Here is a 26,486-nt window from a genome sequence, read left to right as displayed (position 1 = left end):
AGAGCGGCCATGCGTGCTAGGAAAGTGCTCGTCGCGACGTTGGCCGTCCTGGTCGCGGCCACGACGACCGCGGGAGCAGCCACTATCGACAACCGACACGGCGGCTTCGCCGGGCGCTTCGACCGTCCGCAGCACGGGTTCGCCCCGGCGAGCACGACGCTGCGGGACGGCAGCCCGGGCGAGGTCAACCTCGATCCACAGCCGATTCGCGACGCCGAGCAGTTCCTGAAGAGCTGGACGCAGCCGGACGCCAGCGGGCATCCGCATTTCTCCGGCGCGGTCGGCCTGCTCGCGCACGACGGCGTGATCGTGGATCGCTACGCCACCGGCGGCGCGCTCCGGTACGCCGACGCCAAGGGCACCGAACTGCCGCCGGACCAGCAGGTGCCGATGCGCGACGACACCATCTTCGACATGGCGTCGATCTCGAAGCTTTTCACCTCGATCGCCGCGCTGCAGCTGACCGAACAGGGCAAGCTGGACGTCAACGCCCCGGTCGTGCGCTATCTGCCGGAGTTCGGCGCCAACGGCAAGCAGGACGTCACCGTGCTGCAGCTACTCACGCACACCTCCGGCTTCGACGCCGACCCGTCACCGCCGCTCTGGCAGGGTTATCCGGATATCCCGTCGCGGCGGAAGGCGGTGCTCGACAGCCCGCTCAAGAACGCGCCGGGCAGCACGTATCTGTACTCCGACCTCAACATGCTGACGCTCGGCTTCCTGATCGAGAAGCTGTCCGGCAAGCCGCTGGACCAGGTGGTGCACGACCGCATCACCGCGCCGCTCGGCATGGTCGACACGGGCTACAACCCGCCCGCGTCGAAGCTCCCCCGGATCGCCGCGACCGAGTACGAGACAACCCCGCCGCGCGGACTCGTGCGCGGACAGGTGCACGACGAGAACGCCTGGTCGCTCGGCGGCGTCGCCGGGCACGCGGGCGTGTTTTCCACGGCGAGCGACATGGCTGTGCTCTCGCAGACCATCCTCAACGGCGGCAGCTACCGCGGGCACCGGATCCTGCGGCCGGACACCGTCACGAAGATGCTCACGAACTACAACCAGCGCTTCCCGGGCGACGAGCACGGGCTCGGCTTCGAGCTGGACCAGCCTTGGTACATGGGCGCGCTGGCGTCTCCGGTCAGCGCGGGCCACACCGGCTTCACCGGCACCACTCTGGTCATCGATCCCGAATCGCGGTCGTTCGCGCTGCTGCTCACCAACCGGGTGCACCCCACGCGCACCTGGGGTTCTATCAACACCGCACGCCAGGTCTGGGCAACCTCGCTCGCGAAGGCGATGGCCGTCCGGCCGGTCGAAGGCCCCGACGCTTGGTACGCGGGCCTCGGAAACAACAGCGTCGCTACGCTCAGTACCCAACCGCTTCCAGCGGGTGCGCCACTGCGCGTGTCCTTCGCCGCTTTCGTCGACACTGAGGGCCCAAGCGACCCATTGCAGCTCGAATCGAGCACCGACGGGGTTAATTGGCAACCTGTTCCGCTCCAGGCCCGTGGCCCAGGTGCACCCGACGACGAGACGACCGCACTCGGCGGACACGGGCACCGGTCCTGGTGGCGGGTGTCCGCGGAGGTGCCCGCGTCCGCCGCTACCACGCTCCGGTGGCGTTACAGCACCGACCCGAATTACACGGGACGGGGAGTCTCCCTCGATAGTGTGAAAGTCACCCAACGCGGCCAGGTCGTTCTCGATGGTGAGCGAAACCCCTCGGAACTGACCTCCGCGGGCTGGAAACTGAGCGCTCGGTAGCGGTCCGGCCGCGCGTTGCGACCTGCGCGGCCCCACTCAGTGGAACAACACTCCTTCGCTAGACACACTTAGTTGCCAAGTCGTTAGCTTGAGCTCGTTAACACGGTGGACCCGGTTGGCGACTTTCTTGACAACGATTAATCGCAAACCGAAGTCCGCAGACACGGACGGGTTGTGGTTCTGCCGAAGGATGTGGGTAGCCTTGTCGCAAATGCCAACGGTTAGTAACTTTCCGACGGCGGATGATACCGATTCCGTAGTCAGCAGCGCACCCTCTGAGCACTTCGCAGGTCAGGCGGCGGTGCGCGACGCGGATGCGAGCCCGTTGGTTCGCATCCGCTCCCTGCTGCCCGGACTCGCCCGTGCCGAGCAGCGCGTCGCGAAGGTTGTCCTGGAAGACCCGGCCGCGGTCGCGCGCCGCAGCATCACCGAGGTCGCGCTCGCCGCGAACACCTCCGAGACCACCGTTACGCGCTTCTGCAAGGCCGTCGGGGTCGGCGGCTACCCGCAGCTGCGCATCGCGCTCGCCGCGGACACGGCCCGCACTGAGGCGCGCACCTCGCGCAACCTCGGCGGCGAGATCGGCCCCGGCGACGACCTGGCGTCCGTCATCGGCAAGGTCAGCTTCGCCGACGCGCGCGCCGTCGAAGAGACCGCGGACCAGCTCGACGTCGCCTCCCTGCAGAGCGTGATCGACCTCGTCGCCGAAGCCGGCCGAGTCGACGTGTACGGCGTGGGCGCAAGCGCTTTCGTCGCCGCTGACCTGCAGCAGAAGCTGCACCGGATCGGCCGCGTCAGCTTCTCCTGGTCGGACACGCACATCATGCTGACCTCGGCCGCGGTGCTGAAGCCAGGCGACGTCGCGATCGGCGTCTCGCACACCGGCGCGACCACCGACACCGTCGAGGCGCTGCGAGTCGCGCGCGAACACGGCGCGGTGACGGTCGCGGTCACGAACTTCCCGCGTTCGCCGATCACCGAGGTCGCCGACCACGTGCTCACCACGGCGGCCCGCGAAACCACGTTCCGGTCCGGCGCGACGGCAAGCCGGATCGCCCAGCTGACCGTGATCGACTGCCTCTTCATCGGCGTCGCGCAGCGCCACATGGAGGCGTCGGTCAGCGCGTTGGACGCCACGAGGGACGCGGTCGGCTCGCACCGGCTCGGGGTCAGACCCGACGGTCGTCGTCGTCCGCGGGAAACCGGCAAGTGAACCCAGAAGCGAGGATCTGATGTCCGTCCCCTGCCAGACGGTGCACGTCGATTCGCCCACCGAACAACGAAACCCGCGCACGGTGGACATCGATCTGATGTCCACCATGGGGATCCTCGGCGCGATCAACGCCGAGGACCGCCGGGTGCCGGACGCGGTGGCCGCGGTGCTGCCGCAGCTGGCCCGCGCGGTCGACTACGCCGTCGAGGCGCTGCGCGGCGGGGGGCGCGTGCACTACGTCGGCGCGGGCACCTCAGGCCGCCTGGCGACGCTCGACGCGGCCGAGCTGGTGCCGACCTTCAACGTGCCCGGCGACTGGTTCATCGCCCACCACGCGGGCGGCGAGAAGGCGCTGCGGCAGGCCGTCGAGAACGCCGAGGACGACGCGGACGCCGGTGCGGCGGAAATCGCGCATTCGGTGCAGCCGGGCGACTTCGTGCTCGGTCTCGCCGCCTCCGGGCGCACGCCGTACGTGCTCGGCGCGCTCGTCGAGGCCAGCCGGATCGGTGCGCACACCGGTCTCGTCTCGGCGAACCCGCGCGCCGCGAAACCGGCCGGCGTGGACGTGCTGATCGCCGTCGCCACCGGTCCCGAGGCCATCGCGGGCTCGACCCGGATGAAGGCCGGCACGGCGCAGAAACTCATCCTCACCGCGTTCTCCAGCGCGACGATGATCAAGCTGGGCAAGACGTACTCGAACCTGATGGTCAGCATGCGCGCGACGAACGCGAAGCTGCGCGGCCGCACCATCCGGATCCTGCAGGAAGCCACCGGCATGGCGATGGCCGACTGCTCCGACGCGCTCACCGAAGCCGGCGGCGACCTCAAGGTGGCGCTCGTGCACCTGCTGTCCGGCAGCGACGTCACCAGCTCCGCCGAGGCGCTGTCCGCGGCTGGCGGGCACGTGCGCAAGGCGCTCGACTCGCTGCACCTGCGCGCTGGCTGAGCTGTACCGGATTGTCCGTGAAGGGCTCCTTGAAGGAATCTGATTCCTTCAAGGAGCCCTTCACGGCTTTTCGCCGCCGCCCCGGCAGTGCCCCCAGTACCCCCGGGTACGCCTCAGAACGAACCGACCGGCTGACGGATCGCGGCGTTGAGCCGGTTCCACACGTTGATCCCGGCGATGGACAGCAGCAGCGACGAAAGCTCCTTCTCGTCGTAGATGTCCGCGGCGGCGTCCCAGACCTCGTCCGGGACCGGGTCCGATCGGTCGGCCAGCCGGGTCACATGTTCGGCCAGGTCGAGCGCGGCGCGCTCGGCGTCGGTGAAGTACGGCGATTCGCGCCACGCACCGACGGCCCAGATCCGCTCGTCCTTCTCGCCGGCCTCCTTCATCTCCCGCGAGTGCATGTCGACGCACACGCTGCAGCCGTTGATCTGGCTCACCCGCACGTGGATCAGGTGGTGCGTGGTCGCGGGCACGGTGCTGTCGTTGGCGGCCTTGCTCAGCGCCATCAGTGCCTTCATCGCGTCCGGCTGCACCTGGATCGGGTGGGTCATCCGAGCCTGCATGGCGATCTCCTCCTGTCACGTCCGCCGCGTTCGGCGGGTCTTGCCGGTATGACCCGGGCCGAGGAGAAGATGTGACAGTGCGGGACGAAAAACAGGACGAGAATTTCTGGGCGGCTCAGTTCGAGGAGCATCGGCCCAGGTTGCGGGCGGTGGCGTACCGGATGCTCGGTTCGTTCGCCGAGGCCGACGACGCGATCCAGGAGACCTGGCTGCGGGTGACGCGATCGTCGGGCGAGGAGATCCGCAACACCGGCAGCTGGCTGACGACGATCGTGTCGCGGCAATGCCTCAACATGCTGCGCTCGCGCGCGACCCGCCGCGAGGACCCGCTGGACGTCCGGGTGCCGGACCCGGTCGTGGAGACCGGGGACGGCGTCGATCCGGCGGAGCAGGAGGTCCTCGCGGACTCGGTGGGGCTCGCGCTGCTGGTGGTGCTGGAGGCGCTCGACCCGGCGGAACGGCTCGCATTCGTCCTGCACGACATGTTCGCCGTGCCGTTCGACGAGATCGCGACGATGCTCGACAAGAACACCGCCGCGGTACGGCAGCTGGCGAGCCGGGCGCGCCGCCGCGTGCAGGGCGTGACGCCGGCCGGTCCGGCGGATCGAACCCAGCAGCGCAAGATCGCGGACGCCTGGCTCACCGCCGCCCGGGGCGGCAACTTCGAGGGGCTCGTCGCGCTCTTGCACCCGGACGCTTTGCTGCGCGTCGACACCGGCGGGCCCGGCTCGAAGGTCGTGCGCGGCGCGGCGGAGGTCGCGGGCAACGCGTCGCAGTTCCGCCCGGTCGGCCTGGTTTCGGAGTACGCGACCGTCAACGGCGGGCCGGGCATCATCGCCCGGCGCGACGGGAAGGCGGTTTCGGTGCTGTCGTTCACCGTGGCCGACGGGTTGATCACGGAGATCAACATCCTCGCCGACGCCGATCGGGTCGCCGCGCTGAACTTCTGAGGTCAGCCGAGCCGGTCCAGGGCAGCTACCGCTTCGGCGGGCAGCTGCACCTGGCCGGCGGCGAGGTTCTCGGCGAGGTGCGCCGGAGTCGCCGTGCCCGCGATCAGCAGCGTGCCCTCGTAGCGCTGCAACAGCCAGGCCAGCGCGAGCTGCGCCGGGGTACAGCCGAGTTCGGCCGCGATGCCAGTCACGACCGGATTCCCGGTCACGTCCTGGCCCAGTTCGAAAGCGGAGCCCAGCGGGAAATACGGCACCCAGGCGATTCCGTGTTCCCGGCACAGCTCCAGCACGGGTTCGGTGTCGCGAGCGAGCACGTTGTAGGAGTTCTGCACGCAGACGATCCCGACTCCGAGCGCGTGCCGGAGCTGGTCGGCGGACACGTTGCTGAGCCCGAGCGAGCCGATCTTTCCGGCGTCGCGCAGGGAAATCAGCTCGGCGAGCTGGTCGTCGATGTCGACGCGCTGGTCGCCTTCCGCGATCAGGCCGGGTCCGGCGTCCGCGCGGCGCAGGTTGACCACGTCGAGCTGTTCGACGCCGAGTGAGGCGAGATTGGCCTCGACCTGCTCCCGAAGCTGCGCCGGCCGCTGCGCGAGCCGGAGCCCTTCCGGTGCTTCCTCGGCACCGACCTTGGTCACCACGACCAGGTCGTCCGGATAGGGCGAGAACGCTTCGCGGATCAGGTCGTTGCACCGGCCGTCGCTGTAGAACTGGGCGGTGTCCAGGTGATTCACGCCCGCGTTCGCCGCGGAGCGCAGCAGTTCTACCTGGTCAGCGCGGTCGGTGCCGGGGCGGCCGAGCTGCATCACGCCGTAGCCGATGCGCGCGACCTCGTGGCCGGCGAGCTTCGCGGTGCCGCCTGGAGCTGGGGTTGCCGTCATGAGGAAAGACTCCTGCCGTGGCATAGTAGTCGGTGATGCGGAGGTGCCTCCGTATCACTACCGTAGCAGAACCGGAGGACCCTCCGCTTTGTCGAGCCCGAAGAAACCGCGCGCGGACGCCGAACGCAACCGTCTTCGCCTGCTCGCTGCTGCCCGCAAGGCGTTCGGCGAAGGCGACGAGCCCGTCACGCTGGAGCGCGTCGCGCGCGAAGCGGGTGTCGGCATCGGCACGCTCTACCGCCACTTCCCTACCCGCGAAGCGCTCGTCGAAGCGCTGTACCGGGACGAGTTGGCACAGGTCGTCGCGAGCGCGCCGAAACTGCTCGAGACCGAGAAGCCGCTTCGCGCGCTGCGTCGATGGATGGACCGCTTCGCCGAGTATGCGAGCACGAAGCACGACATGGCTGACACGCTGCGCGCGATCATCGAGGCGGGCACGGTCGACATGACGCAGGTCCGCGCGGAGCTGACCGAGGCCGTTCAGCTGATCCTGGACGCGGGCGTGGCGGACGGCACCCTCCGGGCGGACGTTCGCGCGCAAGACGTTGTCGTGACGGTGGTCGGTGCCTGCAGCATGCGGACGCTGCCGGACGGACCGGAACAACTGGGCCGGATGCTCGACCTGGTCCACGCCGGAGTTCGTCAGCCGCCGAGCTGATGCACGCGCAGCGCGAGCTGGATCTCCAAGGAGCGTTCGGGTTCGCGCCAATCCTCGCCGAGCAACGCCGCGAGGCGTTCCATCCGCTGCGCGACCGTGTTGACGTGGACGTGCAGGGTTTCCTTTGCCCGCGCCAAATTCCCGCCTGCCGCGTAGTACGCGCGCAACGTGCCGATGAGGTCGGTGCCGCGGCGGGCGTCGTAGTCGAGGACCGGGCCGAGCGTCGCCCGGACGTAGCCGGACAGGTCGGAATGCCTGCCGAGCAGGACGCCGAGAAACCCGAGATCGGCCATCGCCGCGCCGTCGCCTTCGCGACCGAGCGCCAGCAGGGTATTAACGCACCGAACAGCTTCGGTGTACGCCTGCGCCAACGCTTCCGGCCCACTCGCCGGGCCAGCCGCGCCGACGGTCACCGGACAGTCCACAACGGACTTGAGCTCCGCGGCGATCCGTGCTGGGGCAGGCTGATCCGGCGCGAGCGCGACCACTTGCTCCGCATGGACTCCGACCAAATCGCCGTACCGCGCGCAGGCCGCGGCGAGCCCACGTCGGGAAATGCCGGACGCGTGCGCGACCAAAACCACGTGCGGTGCCGACAAATCGACACCCAACCGGCGTGCCCGCGCGACCAATGCGCCGGGGTTTCGGGTCGGCGCGGTGAGCAGGTCGGTCAGCAACTCGCCGCGCACCTGGTCCTCGGCTTGTGCCACGGAACGGCGCAGCAGCAACAACAATGCGGTGACGACAGCCGCTCGCTCGAACAGCCGACGGTCGTCTCCGGCCAGCTCCGGTCGTCCGGAGAGCGTCAGGCTGCCGAGCAATTCCCGGCCCGCCCGCACCGCGCAGACCCATACGTCCTTTGTAGACACTGCCCGGCCGTTGGCGTGCGACGAAGCCACCGCGGCGGCGTCGAAAGGCATTTCGGCACCCGCCAGCAGCCCGCCTTCCTCGTCGTGCACCGCGATCGAGCCGCGCAACACCCCGGCCACTTCCGCGGCCACCGCGGGCAAATCCGCACCGCCGAGCACGAGGTCCATCAAGCGGTCGTGCGCTTCGTCAGCCCGGCGCATCGTCGCGTTGGCCGCGTTCAGTTCCGCAGCCGCCGAACGCGTTTCTTCCAGGAGATGCGCAGTGTCCAACGCGATCGCGGCGTGCGCGGCCAGCGACGAAAGCAGCGCGACCTCCGCCGTCGAGAACGTCCGCGAAGACCGGTCCGACGCGTACAGCACGCCCAGCACCTTGCCGCCGATCGCCAACGGCACACCGAGGATCGCCTTCAACCCTTCCTCGCGGACGCCCGCGTCGATCGGCTTCGTATGCCGGAACCGCTCGTCCTCGAAGTAGTCCGCGGTCGCGTAGGGACGCGCGGTCTGCGCCACGAGCCCGCCGAGGCCCTCGCCCATCCCGAGCACAATCTGTTGGAACAGCGCGGAAACCGACCCGTCGGTGACGCGGATGTACGTCTGGCCGTTCGCCTCGTCGTTGAGGCTGAGGTACGAAACGTCCACGCCCAGCAGCGTCCGCGCACGCCGGACGATCGACCGCAGCACCGCGTCCGGATCGCGCAGCCGGGCGAGGTCGCTCGCGGTGTCGAACAACGCGGTCAGCTCGGCTTCCCGCCGCCGGTGCTCGCTGAGCGTCTCGCGGATCCGCAGCGCCAACTCGGTCGCCGAACCGATCGCGGCCGCCTGTTCCGCGGACAGTCCCCGGGCCGCGACGTGCGCCAGCTGCTCGCTGCTCGCTCCGGCGGCGAGCAGTTCGAGCAGCCGGCGATACGCCTCAGCGGTGGGATCCACACCCGTCATGCTGTCATTGAAGCCTGCCGTTCGGCCGCCGTCTCGTGCAGCGACGCGCCGCGCGTCTCCCGCGCACCGAGCAGCGCGACCAGCGACAACAGGCACATCGCGACCACGTAGACCGAAACCGGCACCGTGGAGTGGTACGCCTCGAAGAGCGCCACCGCGATCAACGGCGCGATCGCGCCGGCCGCGATGGACGACAGCTGGCCGCCGACCGAAAGCCCGGTGTAGCGCACCCGCGTCGGGAATTGCTCCGCGAAGAACGCCGCCTGCGGTCCGTACATCGCACCGTGCACGACGAGCCCGATCACCGCCGCGCCGATCACCGAACCCGTCGTGCGCAGGTCGAGCAGCCAGAAGAACCCGAACGACCACGCGGCCATCCCGACCACGCCGAACAGGTACACCGGCTTCCGGCCGATCTTGTCGGACAGCAGTCCCCACAAGGGAATCGTCACGAAATGCACCGCCGATGCGACGAGCACCGCGGTCAGCCCGGTCGCCTTCGGCAGACCGAGACCGCTGGTCACGTACACGAGAATGAACGCGGTGATCACGTAGTAGGACACGTTTTCCGCGATGCGCGCGCCGAACGTCACCGCCAGCGCGCGGAAGTGTCCGCGGAAGACGTCGACGATCGGCGCCTGCTCACGCTCGTCGGCGGCGGCCTTCGCCGCGATGAACACCGGCGATTCCGAAACTGCCAGCCGAATCCACAGGCCGAGCACGACCAGCACGCCGGACAGCAGGAACGGGATCCGCCAGCCCCAAGCCTGGAAAGTCGCGTCCGACTGCGCCGACGCCAGGATCGTGAGCACCGCCGTGGCCAGCAGGTTCCCGGCCGGAACACCGGTCTGCGGCCAGGACGACCAGAACCCGCGCCGGCGGTCGTCGCCGTGCTCGGACACCAGCAGCACCGCGCCGCCCCACTCGCCGCCGAGGGCGAAGCCCTGGATCAGCCGCAGCAGCGTCAGCAGGATCGGCGCGAGCGCGCCGACCGCGCTGTACGTGGGCAGCAATCCCATCGCGAACGTCGAGCCGCCCATCATCAACAGGCTCACGACCAGCAGTTTCTTGCGCCCGATCCGGTCGCCGAAGTGGCCGAACACGAGTCCGCCGATCGGCCGGGCGAGGAAGCCGACCGCGTAGGTGAGCAACGCCAGCAGGGTGCCGGTGAGCGGGTCGGCGGTCGGGAAGAACAGCTTGTTGAAGACCAGCGCGGCGGCCGACGTGTAAAGGAAGAAGTCGTACCACTCGATGGTGGTTCCGATCAGCCCGGCGCCGACGACGCGCAGCAGCTTTTTGTCCATAATGGACTCCACTCCGTTGTGGGGAAAGGGGATTTCAGCCAGCGGTCCAGCCGCCGTCAACGGGAAGCGACGCACCGGTGACGTGCCCGGCGGACTCGCCGCACAGCCACACCACGAGATCGGCGACGTCCTCGGGTTCGATCAGCCGCTTGATCGCGGCCCGGCGCAGCAAAACCTGTTCCAGGACTTCTTCCGGCGGCACACCGTGTTCGGCCGCCTGCGCTTCGAGCTGACCGGTGACGAGCGGCGTACGGACGTAGCCGGGATTCACGCAATTGCTCGTGACCCCGTGCTCGGCGCCTTCGAGAGCGGCCACTTTGGACAGTCCCTCGAGCGCGTGTTTCGCCGTGACGTAAGCAGCTTTGTACGGACTCGCCCGCACGCCGTGCACGCTCGACATGTTCACGATCCGTCCCCAGCCGCGCGCGTACATCGCGGGCAGGCACCGGCGGATCAACAGGAACGGCGCGGTCACCATCAACGACTGGATGAAGGCGAACCGCTCCGGCGGGAATTCCGGCAGCGGCGCGACGTGCTGCACGCCCGCGTTGTTGACGAGCACGTCGACGTCCGCGGGCAGTGTCTCCAGCGCCGCCGGGTCGGTCAGGTCCACGACGTGCGCCTGCCCGCCGACCTCAGCAGCCGCCGCCTCCGCCCCGGCGACGTCCGCCACGTGCACCTTGGCCCCAGCGGCGCCGAACGCCCGCACGCAGGCCAGCCCGATGCCGCTGCCGCCGCCGGTCACCAGCGCGGTGCGCCCGGCGAGGGAACTGTCACTGGTCATGGCCGGAAACAGTAAGTCGCTCCGACCAGGGCGACCATGGCTCAATCCACTACAGAATGCCGTCCGGTGATGTGGTCAGGCCACATCTGTCAGCCAGCGGCCGACGAGATGCTCCGCGCCTCGCTCGCCCCGGTTTCGAAGGCCTCGCAGCAGAAGAGCAGCCACTCGCGCACGCCGTCTGCCGTCCCGCCGGCAAACCCCTGCGCCAGCTCGACATACCGCGGAACGCGGCGGAAGTAGGCGACTTCCGGCACCGTCAAGGCCTTCGGATCAAGCCCGGTCGCGATCATCGACAGCCGGGCCGCCGCCCGGGCGACCACGCCGTCCGCCGAACCAAACGGCGCCAACGCCAGCAGCTCGCCGTGCACCACCGCGGTCAGCACCGGCCCCGGCACCGAAGTCGCACCGGTGACGAGCTGGGCCAGCAACTCCAGCCGCTCCCCGCCGCGCTGCGGACGGCCGAGCTGATCCGGATCGGACACGACGTCCGACGCGGCCAGCAAATGCAGCCGGGCCAACGCCTGCAACGGAGCCCGCCGCCACGTCGGCAGCAACGACTCCAGCTTCTCCGCGACCCGCAGCGCGCCGGCGAGCAGCGGATCCGTCACCGAGCCGTCTTCCGGCAACTCAGGATTAGCCCCGTCGATCCCCGCCGAAGCCCGTGCCGCCCGGACCGAAGCCTCAGCCGCGGTCTCCGCCCCGCCACGCAGATTCGCGGGTAGCCGGTGCACGGCGAAAACGGCATCCTGCGCGGCCTTGGCAGCCGCGGCGACGCCGTCCAGCTCCAGCAACGGCTTCAGCGGATCGCTCATGCCGTCGCCTCCACAAGGAGTTGCACGCCGGTCGACCGGGAGGCGACGGCATGAATATCGATGATTCGCTCGCAAGCAGCGCTCATGCTTCAAGCGCCTGCCCAGCACGCTCCACGACGGGCGGCAGAACCGACCACGGGAAGTTGATCCACCGGTCGGTCCGCTTCCACACGTACTCGCACTTGACCGTCGAAGCGGGCTTCTCGTAAACCACCGCACAACGCACGTCCGCGACGTGGTCGGCACAGAAGTCGCGGACCAGCTTGAGCGTCGCCCCGGTGTCCGCGACGTCGTCGGCGACCAGCACCTTCTTGTGTGTGAGATCAACCACGTTGGGCACCGGCGGCAGCATGACCGGAAGGTCCAGCCGCTGGTCGACGCCGGTGTAGAACTCGACGTTCATCACGTGCAGGTTCTTCACGTCGAGGGCGTACCCGAGCGCGCCGGCGACGAACAGCCCGCCGCGCGCGATGGAAAGGATGAGGTCGGGCATGAACCCGTCCGCGGCCACCTCCCGCGCCAGCTCCCGGCTCGCCGAACCGAACAACTCCCAGGTGAGGTTTTCTCGCTCCTCGGCCATGCGCGCTCTCTTTCTCGGGTGGTCCGCCGAGCATAAGCGGCCGGAAAGTGGACTGCCGAAAGGACCAGGAAATGGCACTTCGGAACAGCCACATGCGGCCGTAGCGTGAGTCCGTGACCTGGAGCGAGCACCCCATTCTGTCCGGCCGCCACGTCCGGCTCGAACCGCTGTCCCTCGACCACGCCCCCGGACTGCTCGAGGCGGGAGCCGACCCGGGCATCTGGGCCTGGCTGAGCGTCCGGCAGCCCGCCGACCTCGGCGAAGCCGAGACGATGGTGAAGAACGCGCTCGCCGACCCGGACCGCCGCCCGTGGGCGCAGATCGACCTCGCGTCCGGCCGCGTCGCCGGAACCACTTCTTATTACCAGGTAGTAGCGAAACACCGGATCCTCTCGATCGGGCACACCTGGATCGGGGCCGAATTCCAGCGCACCGCGCTCAACACCGAGGCCAAATTCCTCCTGCTGCGCAATGCCTTCGAGGACTGGGGAGCCCAGCGCGTCGCGTGGGAAACCGACAACCGCAACCTCCGCTCGCAACGCGCCATCGAACGGCTTGGCGCGCTGCGCGAAGGGGTGCTGCGAGCGCACCGGATCCGTCCGGACGGCACGACCCGCGACACGGTGCTCTACTCGATGACGGACGCCGAGTGGCCGGGCGCCCGTGCCCGGCTGCTCGCCCGCCTCGGCTGAGCCTCGCCGCGGATCGCTTCGAGCTGTGCGCGCAACGTGGCTGCAACCTTGTCGTAGGCGGACTAACGTCGCTAGCGTTCCCTGAGCCGCGGGTTCGCACTACAGGAGGCTTTGCACCATGACCGAGCAGTCCCCAGCGTTGGACAACCTGCTCACGGAGAGCCGCACGTTTCCTCCCAGCGACGAGTTCGCTGGTCAGGCGAACGCGAAGGCCGATTTGTATGCGACGGCGGACGCTGACCGGGAGCAGTTCTGGGCCGGCCAGGCGGAGCGGCTGTCGTGGGACACGAAGTGGTCCCAGGTATTGGACTGGACCAATGCTCCGTTCGCGAAGTGGTTCGTGGGCGGGAAACTGAACGTCGCGTACAACTGCGTGGACCGGCACGTCGAGTCGGGCCACGGGGACCAGGTCGCGATCCACTGGGTCGGCGAGCCGGGCGACACGCGCGACATCACCTACGCGCAGCTGAAGGACGAGGTCTCGAAGGCCGCGAACGCGCTGTCGTCGCTCGGCGTCGTGGCCGGGGACGTCGTCGCGATCCAGCTGCAGATGGTGCCCGAAGCGATTTTCGCGATGCTGGCGTGCGCGCGGATCGGCGCCCTGCACAGCGTGGTGTTCGGCGGCTTCTCGCCGACGGCGCTGCGCGCGCGGGTGGACGACGCGTCGGCGAAGATCGTGATCACGTCGGACGGCCAGTACCGCCGCGGCAAGGCGGCGCCGATGAAGGCGAACGTCGACGAAGCCTTGCAGGGCGCGGAAACCGTGCAGAAGGTCATCGTCGTCCGGCGCACCGGCAGCGACCTCGAGGGCGAGACGCCGTGGACCGAGGGCCGCGACCTGTGGTGGCACGAACTGGTCGACGGACAGTCCACTGAGCACAAGCCGGAAGCGTTCGATTCCGAGCACCCGCTGTTCATCCTGTACACCTCGGGCACCACGGGCAAGCCGAAGGGCATTCTGCACACTTCGGGCGGGTACCTGACCCAGACCGCGTACACCCACAACGTCGTGTTCGACCACAAGCCGGGCGAAGACGTCTATTGGTGCACCGCCGACATCGGCTGGATCACCGGACACTCCTACATCGTCTACGGCCCGCTGGCGAACCGCGTGACCCAGGTCGTCTACGAAGGCACGCCGAACACCCCGCACGAGGGCCGGCACTGGGAAATCATCCAGAAGTACAAGGTCTCGATCTACTACACCGCGCCGACGCTGATCCGCACCTTCATGAAGTGGGGCGACGACATCCCGGCGAAGTACGACCTGTCCTCGCTGCGGGTTCTCGGAAGCGTGGGCGAGCCGATCAACCCCGAGGCCTGGATCTGGTACCGCGACACGATCGGCGCGAGCAAGACGCCGGTCGTCGACACGTGGTGGCAGACCGAAACCGGCGCGATCATGATCTCGCCGCTGCCCGGCGTCACCGCCGCCAAACCGGGTTCCGCACAGCGCGCGCTGCCGGGCATCTCGGCGAAGGTCGTCGACGACACCGGCACGGAGGTCCCGCACGGCGGCGGCGGATACCTGGTGCTCGACAAGCCGTGGCCGTCGATGCTGCGCGGCGTGTGGGGCGACGACGAGCGCTTCCGCGAGACCTACTGGTCCCGTTTCTCCGAGCAGGGCTACTACTTCGCCGGCGACGGCGCGAAGTACGACGAGGACGGCGACATCTGGCTGCTCGGCCGCGTGGACGACGTGATGAACGTGTCCGGGCACCGGATCTCCACCACCGAGGTCGAGTCCGCGCTCGTGTCGCACCCGACGGTCGCCGAGGCCGCCGTCGTCGGCGCGACCGACCCGACCACCGGACAGGGCATCGTCGCGTTCGTGATCCTGCGCGGCAACGCGGCAGAATCAATCAAAGCAGGCGGCGGCAGTGCTGGTGAAGCTGCAGTGCAGGAGCTGCGCAACCACGTCGCGAAGGAGATCGGGCCGATCGCGAAGCCGCGCCAGATCATGGTCGTGGCCGAGCTGCCGAAGACCCGCTCCGGCAAGATCATGCGCCGGCTGCTGCGCGACGTCGCGGAGAACCGCCAGATCGGCGACGTCACCACGCTCGCCGACTCGTCGGTCATGGACCTCATCTCCTCCGGGCTGAAGTCCGGCAAGGAGGAGTAAGTTCTTCACCGTCAGGAAGGGGCTCTCCCGGCTGGGAGGGTCCCTTCCTGCATTGTTCCCCTGAAAGTGCGGGCATCGAACGCATGTTCTACGATGCCCGCGTACCCAACCCAGATCCGGGCAAGGAGACGACACGAATGTCCGTGGAAGCCTTGACGCACGACGAGGACACTGCGGCCGGGCCGGCGGCGGCGTCATCGCCGCAGGCCGCCGGCACCCCGGAGGCCCCGGAAGTCGCCGAGCCCACTGCCGCTGCCTCTGCCGAGGAAAAGGCTTCGGACTCCGCCCCGGCGGACGCCGCCAAGCCAGCGTCGGAGCCTTCGGAGTCTTCGGAGACCCCGGCCGTGGAATCGCCGAAGCCGAAGCGCGGCCGCGCGAAGGCCGCGGCGTCGACGGCGAAGAAGACCCGCACCGTGGAGCTGACGCTGACCGTCACCGGCACGGCGGACGGCGAATGGCAGGCCGAGCTGAAGAACGGCGCCAAGTGGGTGGCGAAGGGCCTGGCAGTCCCGGCCGCGGCGGTGTCGCGTGCGGCGAAGGAACTGCACCAGGACCTGTCCGGCCCGATCGACGAGGTCATCAACGCCGCCCGCGAGGCGCAGGCCGCGAAGGTCGCGCAGCTGGAGGCGGAGCTGGAAGCCGCGAAGGCGGCGCTGGCCGAACTCGACAACTGAGCTAGCCCCCGTTCGCCCGGGTCCGGTGTCCACAGTGGCGCCGGACCCGGGCGTTCGTCGTTTCAGCCCACCGGCGGCCGTCCGGGCAGCGGGGCTTTGAACTCGATCCACCGGCTGTCGGCGAGCGCTTCGACGTGGTGCCGCACGCCGCGCGGATGCACCACCACGTCGCCCGGTCCGAGCTCGGACCAGACGCCGTCGACCGTGCCGCGCAGCCGCCCTTCCAGCACGTGCACGATGCTGTCGTGGTCGTGGCTGTGCTCGGCCGACGCGACGCCCGCCGGATAACGGATTTCGTACGCCAGGCCGTGTTCCGCGCGCGCCCGTTCCCGGATCAGCCCGGTGCCGCCGCGCAACGGCTGCCCCTCCACCACCGACAACGTCCGCCACTCCTGCTCCATCCCGGCAGCCTATTCCCGGGTCAGGCAAGGCACAATTCATTGAGGATTGCCTTTCTTAACCGAATTCGTGTGACCGGGAAAATGTCGCGCGGAAACAATTTCCGTGATTCACTGAAGACGTGACCGAAACGATGGGCGACGCGGTGCACGCGCACGAACCGCACCGGGACGTCGGCGGCAAGCTGAACTGGCTGCGCGCCGGGGTTCTCGGTGCGAACGACGGGATCGTGTCCGTCGCGGGCATAGTCGTGGGCGTCGCGGGAGCCACCACGGACAGCACCGCGATCCTCACCGCCGGAATCGCCGGGCTCGTCGCGGGCGCGTTTTCCATGGCGGGCGGGGAATACGTGAGCGTGAGCACCCAGCGCGACACCGAACGCGCGCTGCTGCGGCTCGAGAAGCACGAACTGAAAACGATGCCGGAGGCCGAGGAACGCGAACTCGCGGAGATCTACGAGAACAAGGGCCTCTCGCCGGAGCTGGCGAAGCAGGTCGCGCGGGAGCTGACCGAAAAGGATCCGCTGCAGGCGCACGCGGAAGCCGAGCTCGGCATCGACCCGGACAACCTGACCAGCCCGTGGCAGGCGGCGTGGGCGTCGCTGGTGGCGTTCTCCGTCGGCGCGCTGCTGCCGTTGCTGGCGATCGCCTGGACGTCGGTCAGCGTCCGGGTCTGGGCGTGCGCGCTGGCGGTGGTCGTCGGGCTCACGCTCACCGGTTTCGTGAGCGCGCGGCTCGGCAACGCGCAGGTGGGGCGCGCGATCGCCCGCAATGTAGGCGTCGGCGCCCTCACCATGCTCGTCACTTACTTCGTCGGAGTGCTTTTCGGCACCACCGTCGGCTAGTGCACCCCGCGCATCAAACGGCGGATCACCGGGATCAGCGCGAACAGCAGCAACCCGATCGCGACCGCGACGCCGCCGATGATGCTGAAGTACGGCACCTCGTCGTGCGGGTCGTAGGACTGCGCGAGCTTGCCCGACAACGCGGTGCCCAGTGACACCGACAGGAAGTTCAGCGCCACCATCTGCGTCCGGAACGCCTCCGGCGCGAGCTTCGTCGACAGCGAAAGCCCGACCGGCGACAGCATCAGCTCGGCGATGGTGAACACGAGCAGGATGCCGGCCAGCGCGAGCAGCGGGCTCCCGTTCTGGCCGGTGTGCGCCATCGGCAGGAACAGCAGGAACGCCAGGCCCATGAGCACCGTGCCGAGCACGAACTTCATCGGCGTCGACGGCTGCTTCGGGCCGAGTTTCGTCCAGATCGCCGCGATGATCGGCGCGAGCACGATGATGAACACCGGGTTGATCGAGTTGACCCAGGACACCGGCATCGTCCAGCCGAACAGGTCGCGGTCGAGCCGCTGGTCGCTGTAGACCGAGACGACCGTCGACTGCTGCTGGTACAGCGAGAAGAACGCGGCGCTCGCGATGTACATCGGGATGAACGACAGCACCCGGCTGCGCTCGTCGGAGGTGATCTTCTTGCTGGTCAGGATCGCGAGGAAGTACACCACCGAGATCGCGACGACCACGTAGACCACGACGTCGGCGAGGTTGTCCGGGGTGACCACGCCGGACATGATCAGCGCGACGACCGCGGCGATGATCACCACGGCGACGCCGATCACGATCGGGCGCTGCGAGGACGGCAGCGGGTTCGGCACCTCGGACGCCTTCGCGCCCAGATTCTTCCGCCCGATCGTGTACTGAATCAGCCCGAGCGCCATGCCGATCGCGGCGAGGCCGAAGCCGAAGTGGAACCCGAGGTTCTGCTGGGCGAGGCCGGTCAGCAGCGGGCCGATGAATCCGCCGAGGTTGACGCCCATGTAGAAGATCGTGAACCCGGCGTCGCGTCGCTCGTCGCCCTCGGCGTACAGCGTGCCGACCACCGAGGTCGCGTTGCCCTTGAGGCCGCCGGACCCGAGCGCGACGCACGCGAGGCCGACCCCGACGCCGGTCAGGCCGGGCAGGACCGCCAGCGCGATGTGCCCGATCATCACCACGACCGCGCTGTAGAACAGCGTGCGTTCAGAGCCGAGCAGCCGGTCGGCGATCCACGCGCCGATGACCGTGGCGAGGTAGACCGTGCCGCCGTACGCGCCGACGATGCCGAGCGCGGCGCTCTGGTCGATCCCGAGGCCGCCCTTGCTGGCCTGGTAGTAGAGGTAGATGGCGAGGATGCCCTGCATCCCGTAGAAGGAGAAGCGCTCCCACATCTCCACGCCGAAGAGGTTCGCCAACCCCCTCGGGTGCCCGAAGAATCTGGTGTCGGCCTGGGCGTCGATCGAGGTGCTCACTACTGCCTCGTCCCTGTATTCAACCTCGTTGTCGTTTTCTCCTCGCATGCTAGAAGGCGAACAAGTGAACGAAAAACCGGCGTCGGTATGGACTAGACAACTTGCCGTCGCGACGGTCTGACCTGCGATTGCGCGCAGCCACCGGTGATGCGAGCGTCATCGGGCAGGCGCGGGTTGCCGTTCGTCACAACGGCCGGTAATCGGCGACTGCGGACGGTAAACTGGACATCGGTGTGCCGGGAAGTCTGGTCGGCGGCAGAGTCGCCGTCCCCAGAAGGAGTCGTTCGTGTCCCCAGCCCGCGCCGTCGCCGAATTCGCCCGCTTCCTCCGCACCGAAACCACGGGCGGACTGATCCTGCTCGCCGCCACCGCGGTCGCCCTGGTCTGGGCCAACTCGCCGCTCGCGCCGGCTTACGAGGCGCTCCGTGATTTCCGGCTCGGCCCGGAGTTCCTGCACCTCAACCTCGCCCTTGGCGACTGGGCGAAGGACGGCCTGCTCGCGCTGTTCTTCTTCGTCGCCGGGCTCGAACTCAAACGCGAACTGGTGGTCGGCGAGCTGTCCCGGTGGCGGCAGGCAGTGCTGCCGGTGATCGCCGCGATCGGCGGCATGGTCGTGCCCGCGGCGCTCGCGCTTTCGATCGCCTGGGGCACTCCGGAGGTCGACAGCGCGTGGGCGATCCCGGTGGCGACGGACATCGCGTTCGCCCTCGGCGTGCTCGCGCTGACCGCCTCGAACCTGCCCAGCAGTGCGCGGGTGTTCCTGCTTTCCCTTGCCGTGGTGGACGACCTGGGCGCGATTCTCGTCATCGCGATCCTCTTCACCAGCAGTTTCAACCTGATCGCGGCGGCGATCGCGGCGGTCGCGCTCGGGCTTTACGCCTTCCTGCAGCACAAACGCGTCCGCACGCCCTGGCTGTACGTGCCGCTCGCGCTGATCACCTGGGTCGCGGTGCACTCGGCGGGCATCCACGCGACGATCGCCGGCGTCGCGCTCGGGCTGCTCACTCGCGTCCGCGAGGACGAGGGCGAAGAAGAATCGCCCGCCGTCCGGCTCGAACACCGGCTTCAGCCGTGGTCAGCGGCGGTGGCGGTGCCGGTGTTCGCCTTGTTCGCCGCGGGGATTTCGGTGAACGGCGACGCGCTGTCGACGGTTTTCACCACCGCGCTGCCGCTGGCTGTCCTCATCGGACTGGTCGCCGGGAAGTTCGTCGGCATCTTCGGCGCGAGCCTGCTGGCGGTGAAGCTGCGCGTGGCGGAAAAGCCCAGCGGAATGAGCTGGCGAGACGTGGCGGCGCTGTCCGTGCTCGGCGGAGTCGGGTTCACCGTCAGCCTGCTGATCGCCGAACTCGCGCTGCCCGGCGAGGCGGCTGAAGTGGCCAAGGCGGCGGTCTTGATCGCGTCGGCGATCGCCTCGCTGACGGCGGCCGTGCTGCTCTTGCGGCGCAGCCGGGTACACGCGAAGGCGGCTTGATCCCGACACTCCCGCCGGTCCGTCGCGCCCGGGGAACGGCCACGTGGCACGATGACCCGGTGAGCAGCCCCAAACACGAGCGCACCAGCCCCGACGGCGTGGGGGCCGTGCCGTACCTGCCCCTGTCCAGCGACGAGGAAGCCGCGGCGAGCGAGCAGTCCATCGGCAAGCTCGTCGGTGACGCCACCCAGCACCTGTCGACGCTGGTCCGCGCCGAAATCGAGCTGGCGAAAGCCGAGCTGGCGCAGGAAGCGAAGAAGGCGCTCAAGGGGACGGTCTTCTTCCTGATCGCCCTCACCGTCTTTCTGTACAGCACCTTCTTCCTGTTCCTGCTGATCGCCGAGGGTCTGTCGGACTGGTGGGGCATCCGCTGGCCCGCGTTCGCGACGGTGTTCGGCCTGATGCTGATCACCGTGGGCGCGACCGCGTTCCTCGGCTGGCGCAAGGTGAAGAAGCTGCGCGCGCCGGAACGCACCATCAGCAGCGTCAAGGAGACGGCTGAGGCGTTCAAGCGCAAGCCCGCCGAAGACGACGACCTGCCCTCGAAGCAGGGCTGACGCCAGCCCTCGCGCGGTGGTGGAGCTGACGCCGGACCCGTCGAGCGTGCGGGTCGACGGGCCGTGGACGCATCGCGACGTCTCGGCCAACGGCATCCGCCTGCACGTCGCCGAATGCGGCGAGGGACCGTTAGTGCTGCTCCTGCACGGGTTCGCCGGGTTCTGGTGGACCTGGCGGCACCAGCTGCCCGCACTGGCCGACGCCGGTTTCCGCGCGGTGGCGGTAGATCTGCGCGGCTACGGCGACTCGGACAAACCCCCGCGCGGCTACGACGCGTGGACACTGGCGGGCGACGTCGGCGGCCTGATCAAGGCACTGGGCGCCCGCCGGGCACATCTGGTCGGACACGCGTGGGGTGGCATGCTCGCCTGGACAGTCGCGGCGCTGCACCCCCGCCTCGTGTCGTCAGTGACCGCGATCGGCGCCGCACACCCGCTCGCGTTCAAGTCCGCCGTGAAGCGCGCGAGCAGCCAGATCCGCGCCGTCGGCCACCTTTTCCGCTTCCAGGTGCCGATGGCCCCGGAGAAATGGCTGGTCCGCGACAATGCGGCGGCAGTGGAAGAACTGTTCGCCAAATGGTCCGGCGAGTCCTGGCGGTCCTCTTCGGACTTCACCGAGACGATGCCGCCGTTCCGCCAAGCGATGCTGGTCCCCGGCGTCGCACACTCCGCACTGGAGTACTACCGCTGGGCCTTCCGCGCACAATTCCGCGGCGAAGGCAGGCGCTTCACCGACGCCGTCAACGGCCGCGTCACCGCCCCGGTACTCCAACTGCACGGCGCGGACGACACCTGCATCCTCCCGGAAACCGCACTAGCGTCAGTGCACTGGGCAGGCCCGCACCGCGAACCCCGCATCTGGCCCGGCATCGGCCACTTCCCCCACCTGGAAGACCCAGACCGAGTAACAAAGTCCGTTGTGGACTTCGTTCGCTAACCCGCACCGCACCGACGCACCCAACAGTCGGTGCACCCACACCACCCCCGCACCCCGATACGAAGCCTCCTCTGCGGTCTGGGGGTGCTTGTCAAGGCATCTTTCCCGCCTTGACAAGCACCCCCAGACCGTCAGCACACTCAGCTTCGGGGTGCCCCCACGCAACCTCCGGGCGCAATGTCGCCGCCAGGCGACGAGCCGTCCAACGAGCCGTCAACTGGCACAAGCCCCAGTCCCGACCCGATCAGTCTGCGACGGAGCAGCATCAACCTCAGCCCGCACCTGATCCGCCGTCAACGTGAACCCGGTATCCGGATCCTCCACCGCAGCCCCGAACACCACCCCGATGACATCCCCGTCAGGCGTGATCATCGGCCCGCCAGAGTTCCCGCTCCGCACCGTCCCCCGAACGGTGAACACATCCCGCTGCACAGTATTGGCGTCGTAAATATCCGGCCCGCGCAAATTGATCCGCGTCCGAACCCGCGCCGGAGTAGCCGTATACGGCCCATCCAACGGATACCCCAGCACCACCGCGTTGTCCCCGGCCTTCGCAGCCTGCGGAGCAAACGGCAACACCGGCGCCCGCAATCCGGGAACCGCCAGCACGGCGATATCGACCTCCGGGTTGAAATACACCACCCGAGCCCGGTAATCCCCCGAAGTCGACTCGATGCCGACCTCGTCAGTCCCCGCGACCACGTGCGCGTTCGTCATCACCCGCTGCGGCGCGATCACGAAACCGCTGCCCTCGAGCGACCGAGAACAAGAAGGCGCGTTCCCCCGAATCTTCACCACGCTGGGATGCACCCGCTTGGCCACTGCGGACACATTGAGCGAAGTATCCGGCGGCGGCGTATCCGCCGAAGGTGCCTTCTCAAACGGCGACAACGCCGAAGGAAACCCAGACGCGTCAAGCAGTTTCCGCAAATCGCTGGGAAGCCCCTGCGCCTCAGCGGGCATCAGGTCGTTGACCTCGCCGAGCACCACCGAGGAATTGATCGACTTCGCCAGCCCCGGAATCGCCGACACCGTCGTCAGCGGATTCGCGACCAGCCACGCGACCACGAACACCGCGGCCGCCTGCACGATCGCGCCGAGCGTTTTGTCGATGCCGGAAAGCTTGTCCGGATTGATCTTCTGCCGCAGCTTCCGCCCGATCCACACGCCGAGCGTCTCGCCGAGCACGATCAGGAACACGACCACCGCGAACGCGAAAGCGACCTTCGCGACCGGACTTTGGAAGAAACTGATCACGAACGGAGCCAGCTTCACCCCTGCCACCGCGCCCAGCGCGACGCCCACGAGCGCGGGCAACGCGACGATCACACCCTGGAACGCGCCGGAAACCGCTGCCATGACCGCGAGCAGCAGGACGACGACATCGACCCAGTTCACCGCGCCGTCACTCCTCGATAGTGCCGTCCCGGGCCGCCATCCGGCCCTGATGTTCGGCCCACGCTACGTCAAGCTCGCGCACATCGCCGGTGTCCCACTCCCGTTCCCAGCCGCCAAGTGACAGCAGCACGGACAGCAGGCCGGCGGTGAAACCCCATACGAACAGGCCGTCGACGGTGAAGGCCGGCCCCCGCCACGACGCGTCGCCGCGGCGCACGGTGAACCGGTTGGCCGGGTCGGCGAGGTCGGCCAGCGAAACCCGCGCGACCGCCGCGGTCTCGGCCGGATCGACCGCGCGCACCGGCGACGGAGTGTGCCAATGCGCCAGCACCGGCGTGACGGCGAACCGCGACACCGGCACGAACAGCTCCGGCAGCACCGCGACCGGCAGGATGCCCGACGGGTCGACGCCGGTCTCCTCCTCGGCCTCGCGCAGCGCCGTGCCGACCGGACCGTCGTCGCCGTCCTCCGCGCCGCCGCCGGGGAACGAAACCTGCCCGGCGTGCGAACCGAGCGTGTCCGCCCGCCGCTGCAGCAGGACGTCCGGGCCGCGGTCCGGCCGTTCGCCGAACAGGATGAGCACCGCGGCGGCGCGGGTGAGCAGGTCGTCCGGCGGGCTGAACCGGGTGAACGTGCGGCTGTCGACCTCACCGGACACCTTCACCAGCGGCCGCAGCCATTCCGGCACGGCTTCGGGTTCGACGAGCGGTCCGGTGGTCATGAGTAGTCCTTCACAGCAGCGCGCACCTGGTCAGTGTTGTCGAACAACCGCGGGTTCGCGATGAACCGGACCTGGCCGTCCGCGGTGACCAGGTACGACGCGGGCAACGACGAGGGCGCCTTGAGCGCGGTGCGGATGGGACCGGTCTGGCCGTCGCCGTCATACAGCGACGGCAGGTGCACGCCGAGCCGCTCGAACAAGCCCAGTCCGTCCGCGGCCGGGCTCGCCACCTGCACGCCGACCACGCGCACCGCGCCCGGCTCGGCGGCGTACCGCTGCAGCACCGGCAATTCGGTGCGGCACGGCTGGCACCACGACGCCCAGACGTTGACCAGCACCGGACCGCCGCCGAGGACCTTGCCGACGTCCACCCGGGACCCGTCGCCGAGACAGTCCGCCTCGATCCCGGACAGCTGGCCGACCTCCTTCGCCGCGGCGGGCGGACAAGCCTGGAGCTTCGCCGCCGCTCGCGCGGCAGCGAGGTCGCCGGACGCGGGCGGCGCGGAGGTCGCGTCGCCGCCGCGCAGCGTCAGCACCGCGACCAACGCGGCCACCGCCAGCACCGCGACCCCGAGCGCCCATTTGGTGACGGCAGTCACCCGCGCGCCGCCAGCTCGAGGATGTGGTCCTTCTCCGGGCCCTTGACCAGCTTCGCGGCCACTTCGAACTCCGTGGGCCCGGTGCCGAACGACGGGCAGTCCTTGCGCAGCGGACACGCGCCGCAGGCCGGTTTCCGCGCGTGGCACACGCGGCGGCCGTGGAAAATCACGCGGTGGGACAGCGACGTCCACTCTTTCCGCGGGATCAGCTCGCCGACCGCGTGCTCGACCTTGACCGGGTCCTCTTCCGCGGTCCAGCCCCAGCGCCGCACGAGGCGGCCGAAGTGAGTGTCCACTGTGATTCCCGGCACGTCGAAAGCGTTGCCGAGCACGACATTCGCGGTCTTGCGGCCGACCCCGGGCAGCGTGACGAGGTCGTCCAGTTTCTTCGGCACCTCGCCGCCGTAGCGCTCCACGAGCGCCGCGCCGAGACCCATCAGCGCGTTCGCCTTGGCCCGGAAAAATCCGGTCGTGCGCAGGTATTCCTCGAGTTCGGCGCGGTCGGCCCCGGCGTAATCGGCGGCGGTGCGGTACTTCGCGAACAACGCGGGCGTGACGAGGTTCACCCGCACGTCCGTGGTCTGCGCCGACAACACCACCGCGACCAGCAGTTCCAGCGGATTCGTGAAGTCCAGCTCGGCCTTCGCGTCCGGGTAGATCTCGTCGAGGCAACGTTTCATCCGCCGGGCGCGTCTCACGAGGGCGAGCCGGCTTTCTTCGCGGTCCGCGCGGGGCCCGTTCGGGACAACAGGGGGCACCCCGATAGCCTACGGGCGAGTCGGACGAGCCGGTCGGGAGCATCCGCCGGTGGACGGCCGAGCCGCCAGAGCACCACCTCTGCGGGCCGCGCGTCCGCCCTGAGCGAGGATCTGGAGATCCATGACCGAGTGCGTCACCGACAACAGCGGAGCCGTGGCATGACCGTGTGGTTCGTGATCTTGGTCCCGCTGGTGATCATGTTCTTCGCGTTGTTCATGGAGCGGGTCGAGAGCCGGCTCAAGCACGTAGCGGTGCAGGAGAACGAGGTCGAGGAGTTCCTGGAGCAGGCTCAGCCCAACGAGGTCAGGGCGCTGTACGGGCACGGGATCGGCCGCGCGCTCGAGCTGTTCCGGCTCCGCAGGCTCGGCGGACGGGCAGCCAGGCTACGCGCGCGCAAGGTGCGGAGTTAGGCTGCTCAGTCGGACGTGATCGTTCCAGGCAGCCGCGCCGGGCGCGGCGAGCCGACGAGCGATCCGCCCGACACGCCCTAGACTGACGCGAAAGTGATCGGCGACACTGCTCTTCGACCTGCGAAGGCAGTGATCGTTTCTCGACGAGGAGGCACCCGAGGTGGACGAAACCCTGGCCCGTGCGGGCATTTTCCAGGGTGTGGAGCCGGCAGCGGCGGAGGCGCTGGCCCAGACCTTGGAATCCGTGGAGTTCCCCCGCGGCCATGTCATCTTCAACGAGGGCGAGCCGGGCGACCGGCTGTACATCATCCAGTCCGGCAAGGTGAAGATCGGCCGCAAGTCCCCGGACGGCCGCGAGAACCTGCTCTGGATCGCCGGTCCGTCCGACATGTTCGGCGAACTGTCCATCTTCGACCCCGGCCCGCGCACGTCCGGTGCCACGACGGTCACCGAGGTCCGCGCGGTCACCATGGACCGCCCGGCCCTGCGGCAGTGGATCGCCACCCGCCCGGAGATCGCCGAGCAGCTGCTCCGCGTCGTCGCGCGCCGCCTGCGCCGGACCAACAACATGGTCGCGGAACTGATCTTCACCGACGTCCCCGGCCGCGTGGCCCGTGCGCTGCTGCAGCTCGCGCAGCGCTTCGGCAGCCAGGAGGCGGGCCTGCTGCGGGTCACGCACGACCTGACGCAGGAAGAGATCGCCCAGTACGTCGGCGCGTCCCGAGAGACCGTCAACAAGGCTCTGGCCGACTTCGCCCACCGCGGCTGGCTGCGGCTCGAGGGCAAGAGCGTGCTGATCCTCGACCCGGAGCGGCTCGCTCGCCGCGCCCGCTGATCTTCCCCCGAGTGGGTTAATCCGCGCGGGTTTTTCGAAGGCCACCTCCTACTGGGGGTGGCCTTCGTGCGTGCGGACCGGACCATCCCCCACAAGAGCGGCATTCCCCTCGCCGCTCCGTGTCGTCACCGTTTGCGGCCCGCCGGCCAGGAAAATGACAAGGAGCCGGGCGCCACCCCCGACGTGGCGCACCGGCTCCTCGCCTGCGCACGGATCATCCCCCGACGACCCGCGCTCCCCGCCCTCCGGACCAGGCCCCGACCCATATGCCGGAGGGAGCTGGGTGCTGCAGTGCTGTCCAGCCTGAACGGCTGTCTTCCCACCATCATGGCCACTACCCACGAATTCAAGGCC

General features: G+C 69.0%; 27 protein-coding genes. 14 read left to right on the top strand and 13 right to left on the bottom strand.

All coding sequences use genetic code 11. From position 1 onward, the window contains the following. Window positions 1-9: 9 nt before the first annotated feature. From ATK30_RS21405 to ATK30_RS21395, 3 genes are all read left to right on the top strand, one after another. On the top strand, window positions 10-1,764 hold the full coding sequence (locus ATK30_RS21405; RefSeq protein WP_101437117.1) for a serine hydrolase domain-containing protein: 1,755 nt from the start codon (window positions 10-12) through the stop codon (window positions 1,762-1,764). 301 nt (window positions 1,765-2,065) lie between these two features. Then, a complete protein-coding gene (locus ATK30_RS21400; protein WP_101437116.1) occupies window positions 2,066-2,977 on the top strand; it encodes a MurR/RpiR family transcriptional regulator in 912 nt (303 codons plus the stop codon). A gap of 16 nt (window positions 2,978-2,993) precedes the next feature. Then, window positions 2,994-3,923, top strand: coding sequence for an N-acetylmuramic acid 6-phosphate etherase (locus ATK30_RS21395; RefSeq protein WP_101437115.1), 930 nt, complete (start codon window positions 2,994-2,996; stop codon window positions 3,921-3,923). Between the two features lie 113 nt (window positions 3,924-4,036). Here ATK30_RS21395 and ATK30_RS21390 read toward each other — a convergent pair whose 3' ends face one another. After that, window positions 4,037-4,489, bottom strand: a complete 453-nt coding sequence (locus tag ATK30_RS21390; RefSeq protein WP_101437114.1) for a carboxymuconolactone decarboxylase family protein — start codon at window positions 4,487-4,489, stop codon at window positions 4,037-4,039. A gap of 71 nt (window positions 4,490-4,560) precedes the next feature. On the opposite strand from ATK30_RS21390, the gene ATK30_RS21385 reads away from it, so the two are divergent. Then, complete coding sequence (locus ATK30_RS21385; protein WP_101437113.1) at window positions 4,561-5,439, top strand: sigma-70 family RNA polymerase sigma factor; 879 nt, start codon at window positions 4,561-4,563, stop codon at window positions 5,437-5,439. A 2-nt stretch (window positions 5,440-5,441) separates the two neighbouring features. On the opposite strand, the gene ATK30_RS21380 is transcribed toward ATK30_RS21385, so the two are convergent. Continuing rightward, window positions 5,442-6,317, bottom strand: coding sequence for an aldo/keto reductase (locus tag ATK30_RS21380; protein WP_208637386.1), 876 nt, complete (start codon window positions 6,315-6,317; stop codon window positions 5,442-5,444). A gap of 88 nt (window positions 6,318-6,405) precedes the next feature. Between ATK30_RS21380 and ATK30_RS21375 the strand changes: the two genes are divergently transcribed. Further along, a complete protein-coding gene (locus ATK30_RS21375) occupies window positions 6,406-6,975 on the top strand; it encodes a TetR/AcrR family transcriptional regulator (protein ID WP_101437111.1) in 570 nt (189 codons plus the stop codon). On the opposite strand, the gene ATK30_RS21370 is transcribed toward ATK30_RS21375, so the two are convergent. The 5 genes from ATK30_RS21370 to ATK30_RS21350 form a co-directional block, all read right to left on the bottom strand. After that, window positions 6,960-8,780 (bottom strand): helix-turn-helix domain-containing protein, encoded by a 1,821-nt coding sequence (locus tag ATK30_RS21370; protein ID WP_101437110.1) that lies wholly within the window; start codon window positions 8,778-8,780, stop codon window positions 6,960-6,962. The genes ATK30_RS21375 and ATK30_RS21370 overlap by 16 nt on opposite strands. Beyond that, window positions 8,777-10,084, bottom strand: a complete 1,308-nt coding sequence (locus ATK30_RS21365) for an MFS transporter (RefSeq protein WP_101437109.1) — start codon at window positions 10,082-10,084, stop codon at window positions 8,777-8,779. The genes ATK30_RS21370 and ATK30_RS21365 overlap by 4 nt, the downstream gene beginning before the upstream one ends. A gap of 34 nt (window positions 10,085-10,118) precedes the next feature. After that, window positions 10,119-10,868: a 3-hydroxybutyrate dehydrogenase gene (locus ATK30_RS21360; RefSeq protein ID WP_101437108.1), complete on the bottom strand. Its 750-nt coding sequence runs from the start codon at window positions 10,866-10,868 to the stop codon at window positions 10,119-10,121. A gap of 89 nt (window positions 10,869-10,957) precedes the next feature. Beyond that, a complete protein-coding gene (locus tag ATK30_RS21355; protein ID WP_101437107.1) occupies window positions 10,958-11,680 on the bottom strand; it encodes a Fic family protein in 723 nt (240 codons plus the stop codon). Between the two features lie 82 nt (window positions 11,681-11,762). Continuing rightward, window positions 11,763-12,260, bottom strand: coding sequence for a phosphoribosyltransferase (locus ATK30_RS21350; protein ID WP_101437106.1), 498 nt, complete (start codon window positions 12,258-12,260; stop codon window positions 11,763-11,765). A 113-nt stretch (window positions 12,261-12,373) separates the two neighbouring features. Here ATK30_RS21350 and ATK30_RS21345 point away from each other — a divergent pair, with 113 nt between their 5' ends. From ATK30_RS21345 to ATK30_RS21335, 3 genes are all read left to right on the top strand, one after another. Further along, window positions 12,374-12,952 (top strand): GNAT family N-acetyltransferase, encoded by a 579-nt coding sequence (locus tag ATK30_RS21345; protein WP_101437105.1) that lies wholly within the window; start codon window positions 12,374-12,376, stop codon window positions 12,950-12,952. A 118-nt stretch (window positions 12,953-13,070) separates the two neighbouring features. Continuing rightward, window positions 13,071-15,074, top strand: coding sequence for an acetate--CoA ligase (gene acs, locus ATK30_RS21340; protein WP_101437104.1), 2,004 nt, complete (start codon window positions 13,071-13,073; stop codon window positions 15,072-15,074). Between the two features lie 137 nt (window positions 15,075-15,211). After that, window positions 15,212-15,748, top strand: coding sequence for a DUF6319 family protein (locus ATK30_RS21335; protein ID WP_101437103.1), 537 nt, complete (start codon window positions 15,212-15,214; stop codon window positions 15,746-15,748). Window positions 15,749-15,810: 62 nt separating this feature from the next. On the opposite strand, the gene ATK30_RS21330 is transcribed toward ATK30_RS21335, so the two are convergent. Further along, window positions 15,811-16,149: a cupin domain-containing protein gene (locus ATK30_RS21330; protein WP_101437102.1), complete on the bottom strand. Its 339-nt coding sequence runs from the start codon at window positions 16,147-16,149 to the stop codon at window positions 15,811-15,813. 119 nt (window positions 16,150-16,268) lie between these two features. Here ATK30_RS21330 and ATK30_RS21325 point away from each other — a divergent pair, with 119 nt between their 5' ends. Further along, a complete protein-coding gene (locus ATK30_RS21325) occupies window positions 16,269-16,991 on the top strand; it encodes a VIT1/CCC1 transporter family protein (RefSeq protein ID WP_101437101.1) in 723 nt (240 codons plus the stop codon). On the opposite strand, the gene ATK30_RS21320 is transcribed toward ATK30_RS21325, so the two are convergent. Then, the gene (locus tag ATK30_RS21320) at window positions 16,988-18,445 is read right to left on the bottom strand and encodes a peptide MFS transporter (RefSeq protein ID WP_101437100.1); all 1,458 of its coding nucleotides are present in this window, start codon (window positions 18,443-18,445) and stop codon (window positions 16,988-16,990) included. The two genes, ATK30_RS21325 and ATK30_RS21320, sit on opposite strands and share 4 nt — an antisense overlap. 286 nt (window positions 18,446-18,731) lie before the next feature. Here ATK30_RS21320 and nhaA point away from each other — a divergent pair, with 286 nt between their 5' ends. Genes nhaA through ATK30_RS21305 form a run of 3 tightly spaced genes read left to right on the top strand, consistent with a single transcriptional unit; the run spans window position 18,732 to window position 21,410 of the window. After that, window positions 18,732-19,916: a Na+/H+ antiporter NhaA gene (nhaA, locus tag ATK30_RS21315; RefSeq protein ID WP_101437099.1), complete on the top strand. Its 1,185-nt coding sequence runs from the start codon at window positions 18,732-18,734 to the stop codon at window positions 19,914-19,916. Between the two features lie 59 nt (window positions 19,917-19,975). Next, entirely contained in the window at window positions 19,976-20,473 is a 498-nt protein-coding gene (locus ATK30_RS21310; RefSeq protein ID WP_101437098.1) for a phage holin family protein, read from the top strand. 19 nt (window positions 20,474-20,492) lie between these two features. Next, on the top strand, window positions 20,493-21,410 hold the full coding sequence (locus tag ATK30_RS21305) for an alpha/beta fold hydrolase (protein ID WP_101440975.1): 918 nt from the start codon (window positions 20,493-20,495) through the stop codon (window positions 21,408-21,410). Between the two features lie 213 nt (window positions 21,411-21,623). Here ATK30_RS21305 and ATK30_RS21300 read toward each other — a convergent pair whose 3' ends face one another. Genes ATK30_RS21300 through nth form a run of 4 tightly spaced genes read right to left on the bottom strand, consistent with a single transcriptional unit; the run spans window position 21,624 to window position 24,808 of the window. Beyond that, window positions 21,624-22,808 carry a MarP family serine protease gene (locus ATK30_RS21300; protein WP_101437097.1) on the bottom strand — a complete coding sequence of 395 codons (1,185 nt, stop codon included), beginning with the start codon at window positions 22,806-22,808 and terminating at the stop codon, window positions 21,624-21,626. A gap of 7 nt (window positions 22,809-22,815) precedes the next feature. Next, window positions 22,816-23,529 carry an NUDIX hydrolase gene (locus ATK30_RS21295; RefSeq protein WP_101437096.1) on the bottom strand — a complete coding sequence of 238 codons (714 nt, stop codon included), beginning with the start codon at window positions 23,527-23,529 and terminating at the stop codon, window positions 22,816-22,818. Then, window positions 23,526-24,128: a TlpA family protein disulfide reductase gene (locus ATK30_RS21290; protein WP_101437095.1), complete on the bottom strand. Its 603-nt coding sequence runs from the start codon at window positions 24,126-24,128 to the stop codon at window positions 23,526-23,528. Before ATK30_RS21290 ends, ATK30_RS21295 begins: the two co-directional genes overlap by 4 nt. Continuing rightward, a complete protein-coding gene (gene nth / locus ATK30_RS21285) occupies window positions 24,125-24,808 on the bottom strand; it encodes an endonuclease III (RefSeq protein WP_101437094.1) in 684 nt (227 codons plus the stop codon). Before nth ends, ATK30_RS21290 begins: the two co-directional genes overlap by 4 nt. Before the next feature lie 237 nt (window positions 24,809-25,045). On the opposite strand from nth, the gene ATK30_RS21280 reads away from it, so the two are divergent. Both ATK30_RS21280 and ATK30_RS21275 read left to right on the top strand, forming a co-directional pair. Beyond that, window positions 25,046-25,297, top strand: a complete 252-nt coding sequence (locus ATK30_RS21280; protein ID WP_037369289.1) for a hypothetical protein — start codon at window positions 25,046-25,048, stop codon at window positions 25,295-25,297. 160 nt (window positions 25,298-25,457) lie between these two features. Then, window positions 25,458-26,132, top strand: a complete 675-nt coding sequence (locus tag ATK30_RS21275) for a Crp/Fnr family transcriptional regulator (RefSeq protein WP_009084463.1) — start codon at window positions 25,458-25,460, stop codon at window positions 26,130-26,132. The last annotated feature ends 354 nt before the right edge of the window (window positions 26,133-26,486 follow it).

Source organism: Amycolatopsis echigonensis (assembly GCF_002846615.1).
GTDB lineage: Bacteria > Actinomycetota > Actinomycetes > Mycobacteriales > Pseudonocardiaceae > Amycolatopsis > Amycolatopsis echigonensis.
This window is presented reverse-complemented; position numbering and strand designations above follow the sequence as displayed.

Coding starts and splice junctions, on each gene's coding strand:
- ATK30_RS21405 (WP_101437117.1), top strand. CDS start 10: ATGCGTGCTAGGAAAGTGCTCGTCGCGACGTTGGCCGTCCTGGTCGCG.
- ATK30_RS21390 (WP_101437114.1), bottom strand. CDS start 4,489: ATGCAGGCTCGGATGACCCACCCGATCCAGGTGCAGCCGGACGCGATG.
- ATK30_RS21380 (WP_208637386.1), bottom strand. CDS start 6,317: ATGACGGCAACCCCAGCTCCAGGCGGCACCGCGAAGCTCGCCGGCCAC.
- ATK30_RS21370 (WP_101437110.1), bottom strand. CDS start 8,780: ATGACGGGTGTGGATCCCACCGCTGAGGCGTATCGCCGGCTGCTCGAA.
- ATK30_RS21365 (WP_101437109.1), bottom strand. CDS start 10,084: ATGGACAAAAAGCTGCTGCGCGTCGTCGGCGCCGGGCTGATCGGAACC.
- ATK30_RS21360 (WP_101437108.1), bottom strand. CDS start 10,868: ATGACCAGTGACAGTTCCCTCGCCGGGCGCACCGCGCTGGTGACCGGC.
- ATK30_RS21355 (WP_101437107.1), bottom strand. CDS start 11,680: ATGAGCGATCCGCTGAAGCCGTTGCTGGAGCTGGACGGCGTCGCCGCG.
- ATK30_RS21350 (WP_101437106.1), bottom strand. CDS start 12,260: ATGGCCGAGGAGCGAGAAAACCTCACCTGGGAGTTGTTCGGTTCGGCG.
- acs (WP_101437104.1), top strand. CDS start 13,071: ATGACCGAGCAGTCCCCAGCGTTGGACAACCTGCTCACGGAGAGCCGC.
- ATK30_RS21335 (WP_101437103.1), top strand. CDS start 15,212: ATGTCCGTGGAAGCCTTGACGCACGACGAGGACACTGCGGCCGGGCCG.
- ATK30_RS21330 (WP_101437102.1), bottom strand. CDS start 16,149: ATGGAGCAGGAGTGGCGGACGTTGTCGGTGGTGGAGGGGCAGCCGTTG.
- ATK30_RS21295 (WP_101437096.1), bottom strand. CDS start 23,529: ATGACCACCGGACCGCTCGTCGAACCCGAAGCCGTGCCGGAATGGCTG.
- nth (WP_101437094.1), bottom strand. CDS start 24,808: ATGAAACGTTGCCTCGACGAGATCTACCCGGACGCGAAGGCCGAGCTG.
- ATK30_RS21280 (WP_037369289.1), top strand. CDS start 25,046: ATGACCGTGTGGTTCGTGATCTTGGTCCCGCTGGTGATCATGTTCTTC.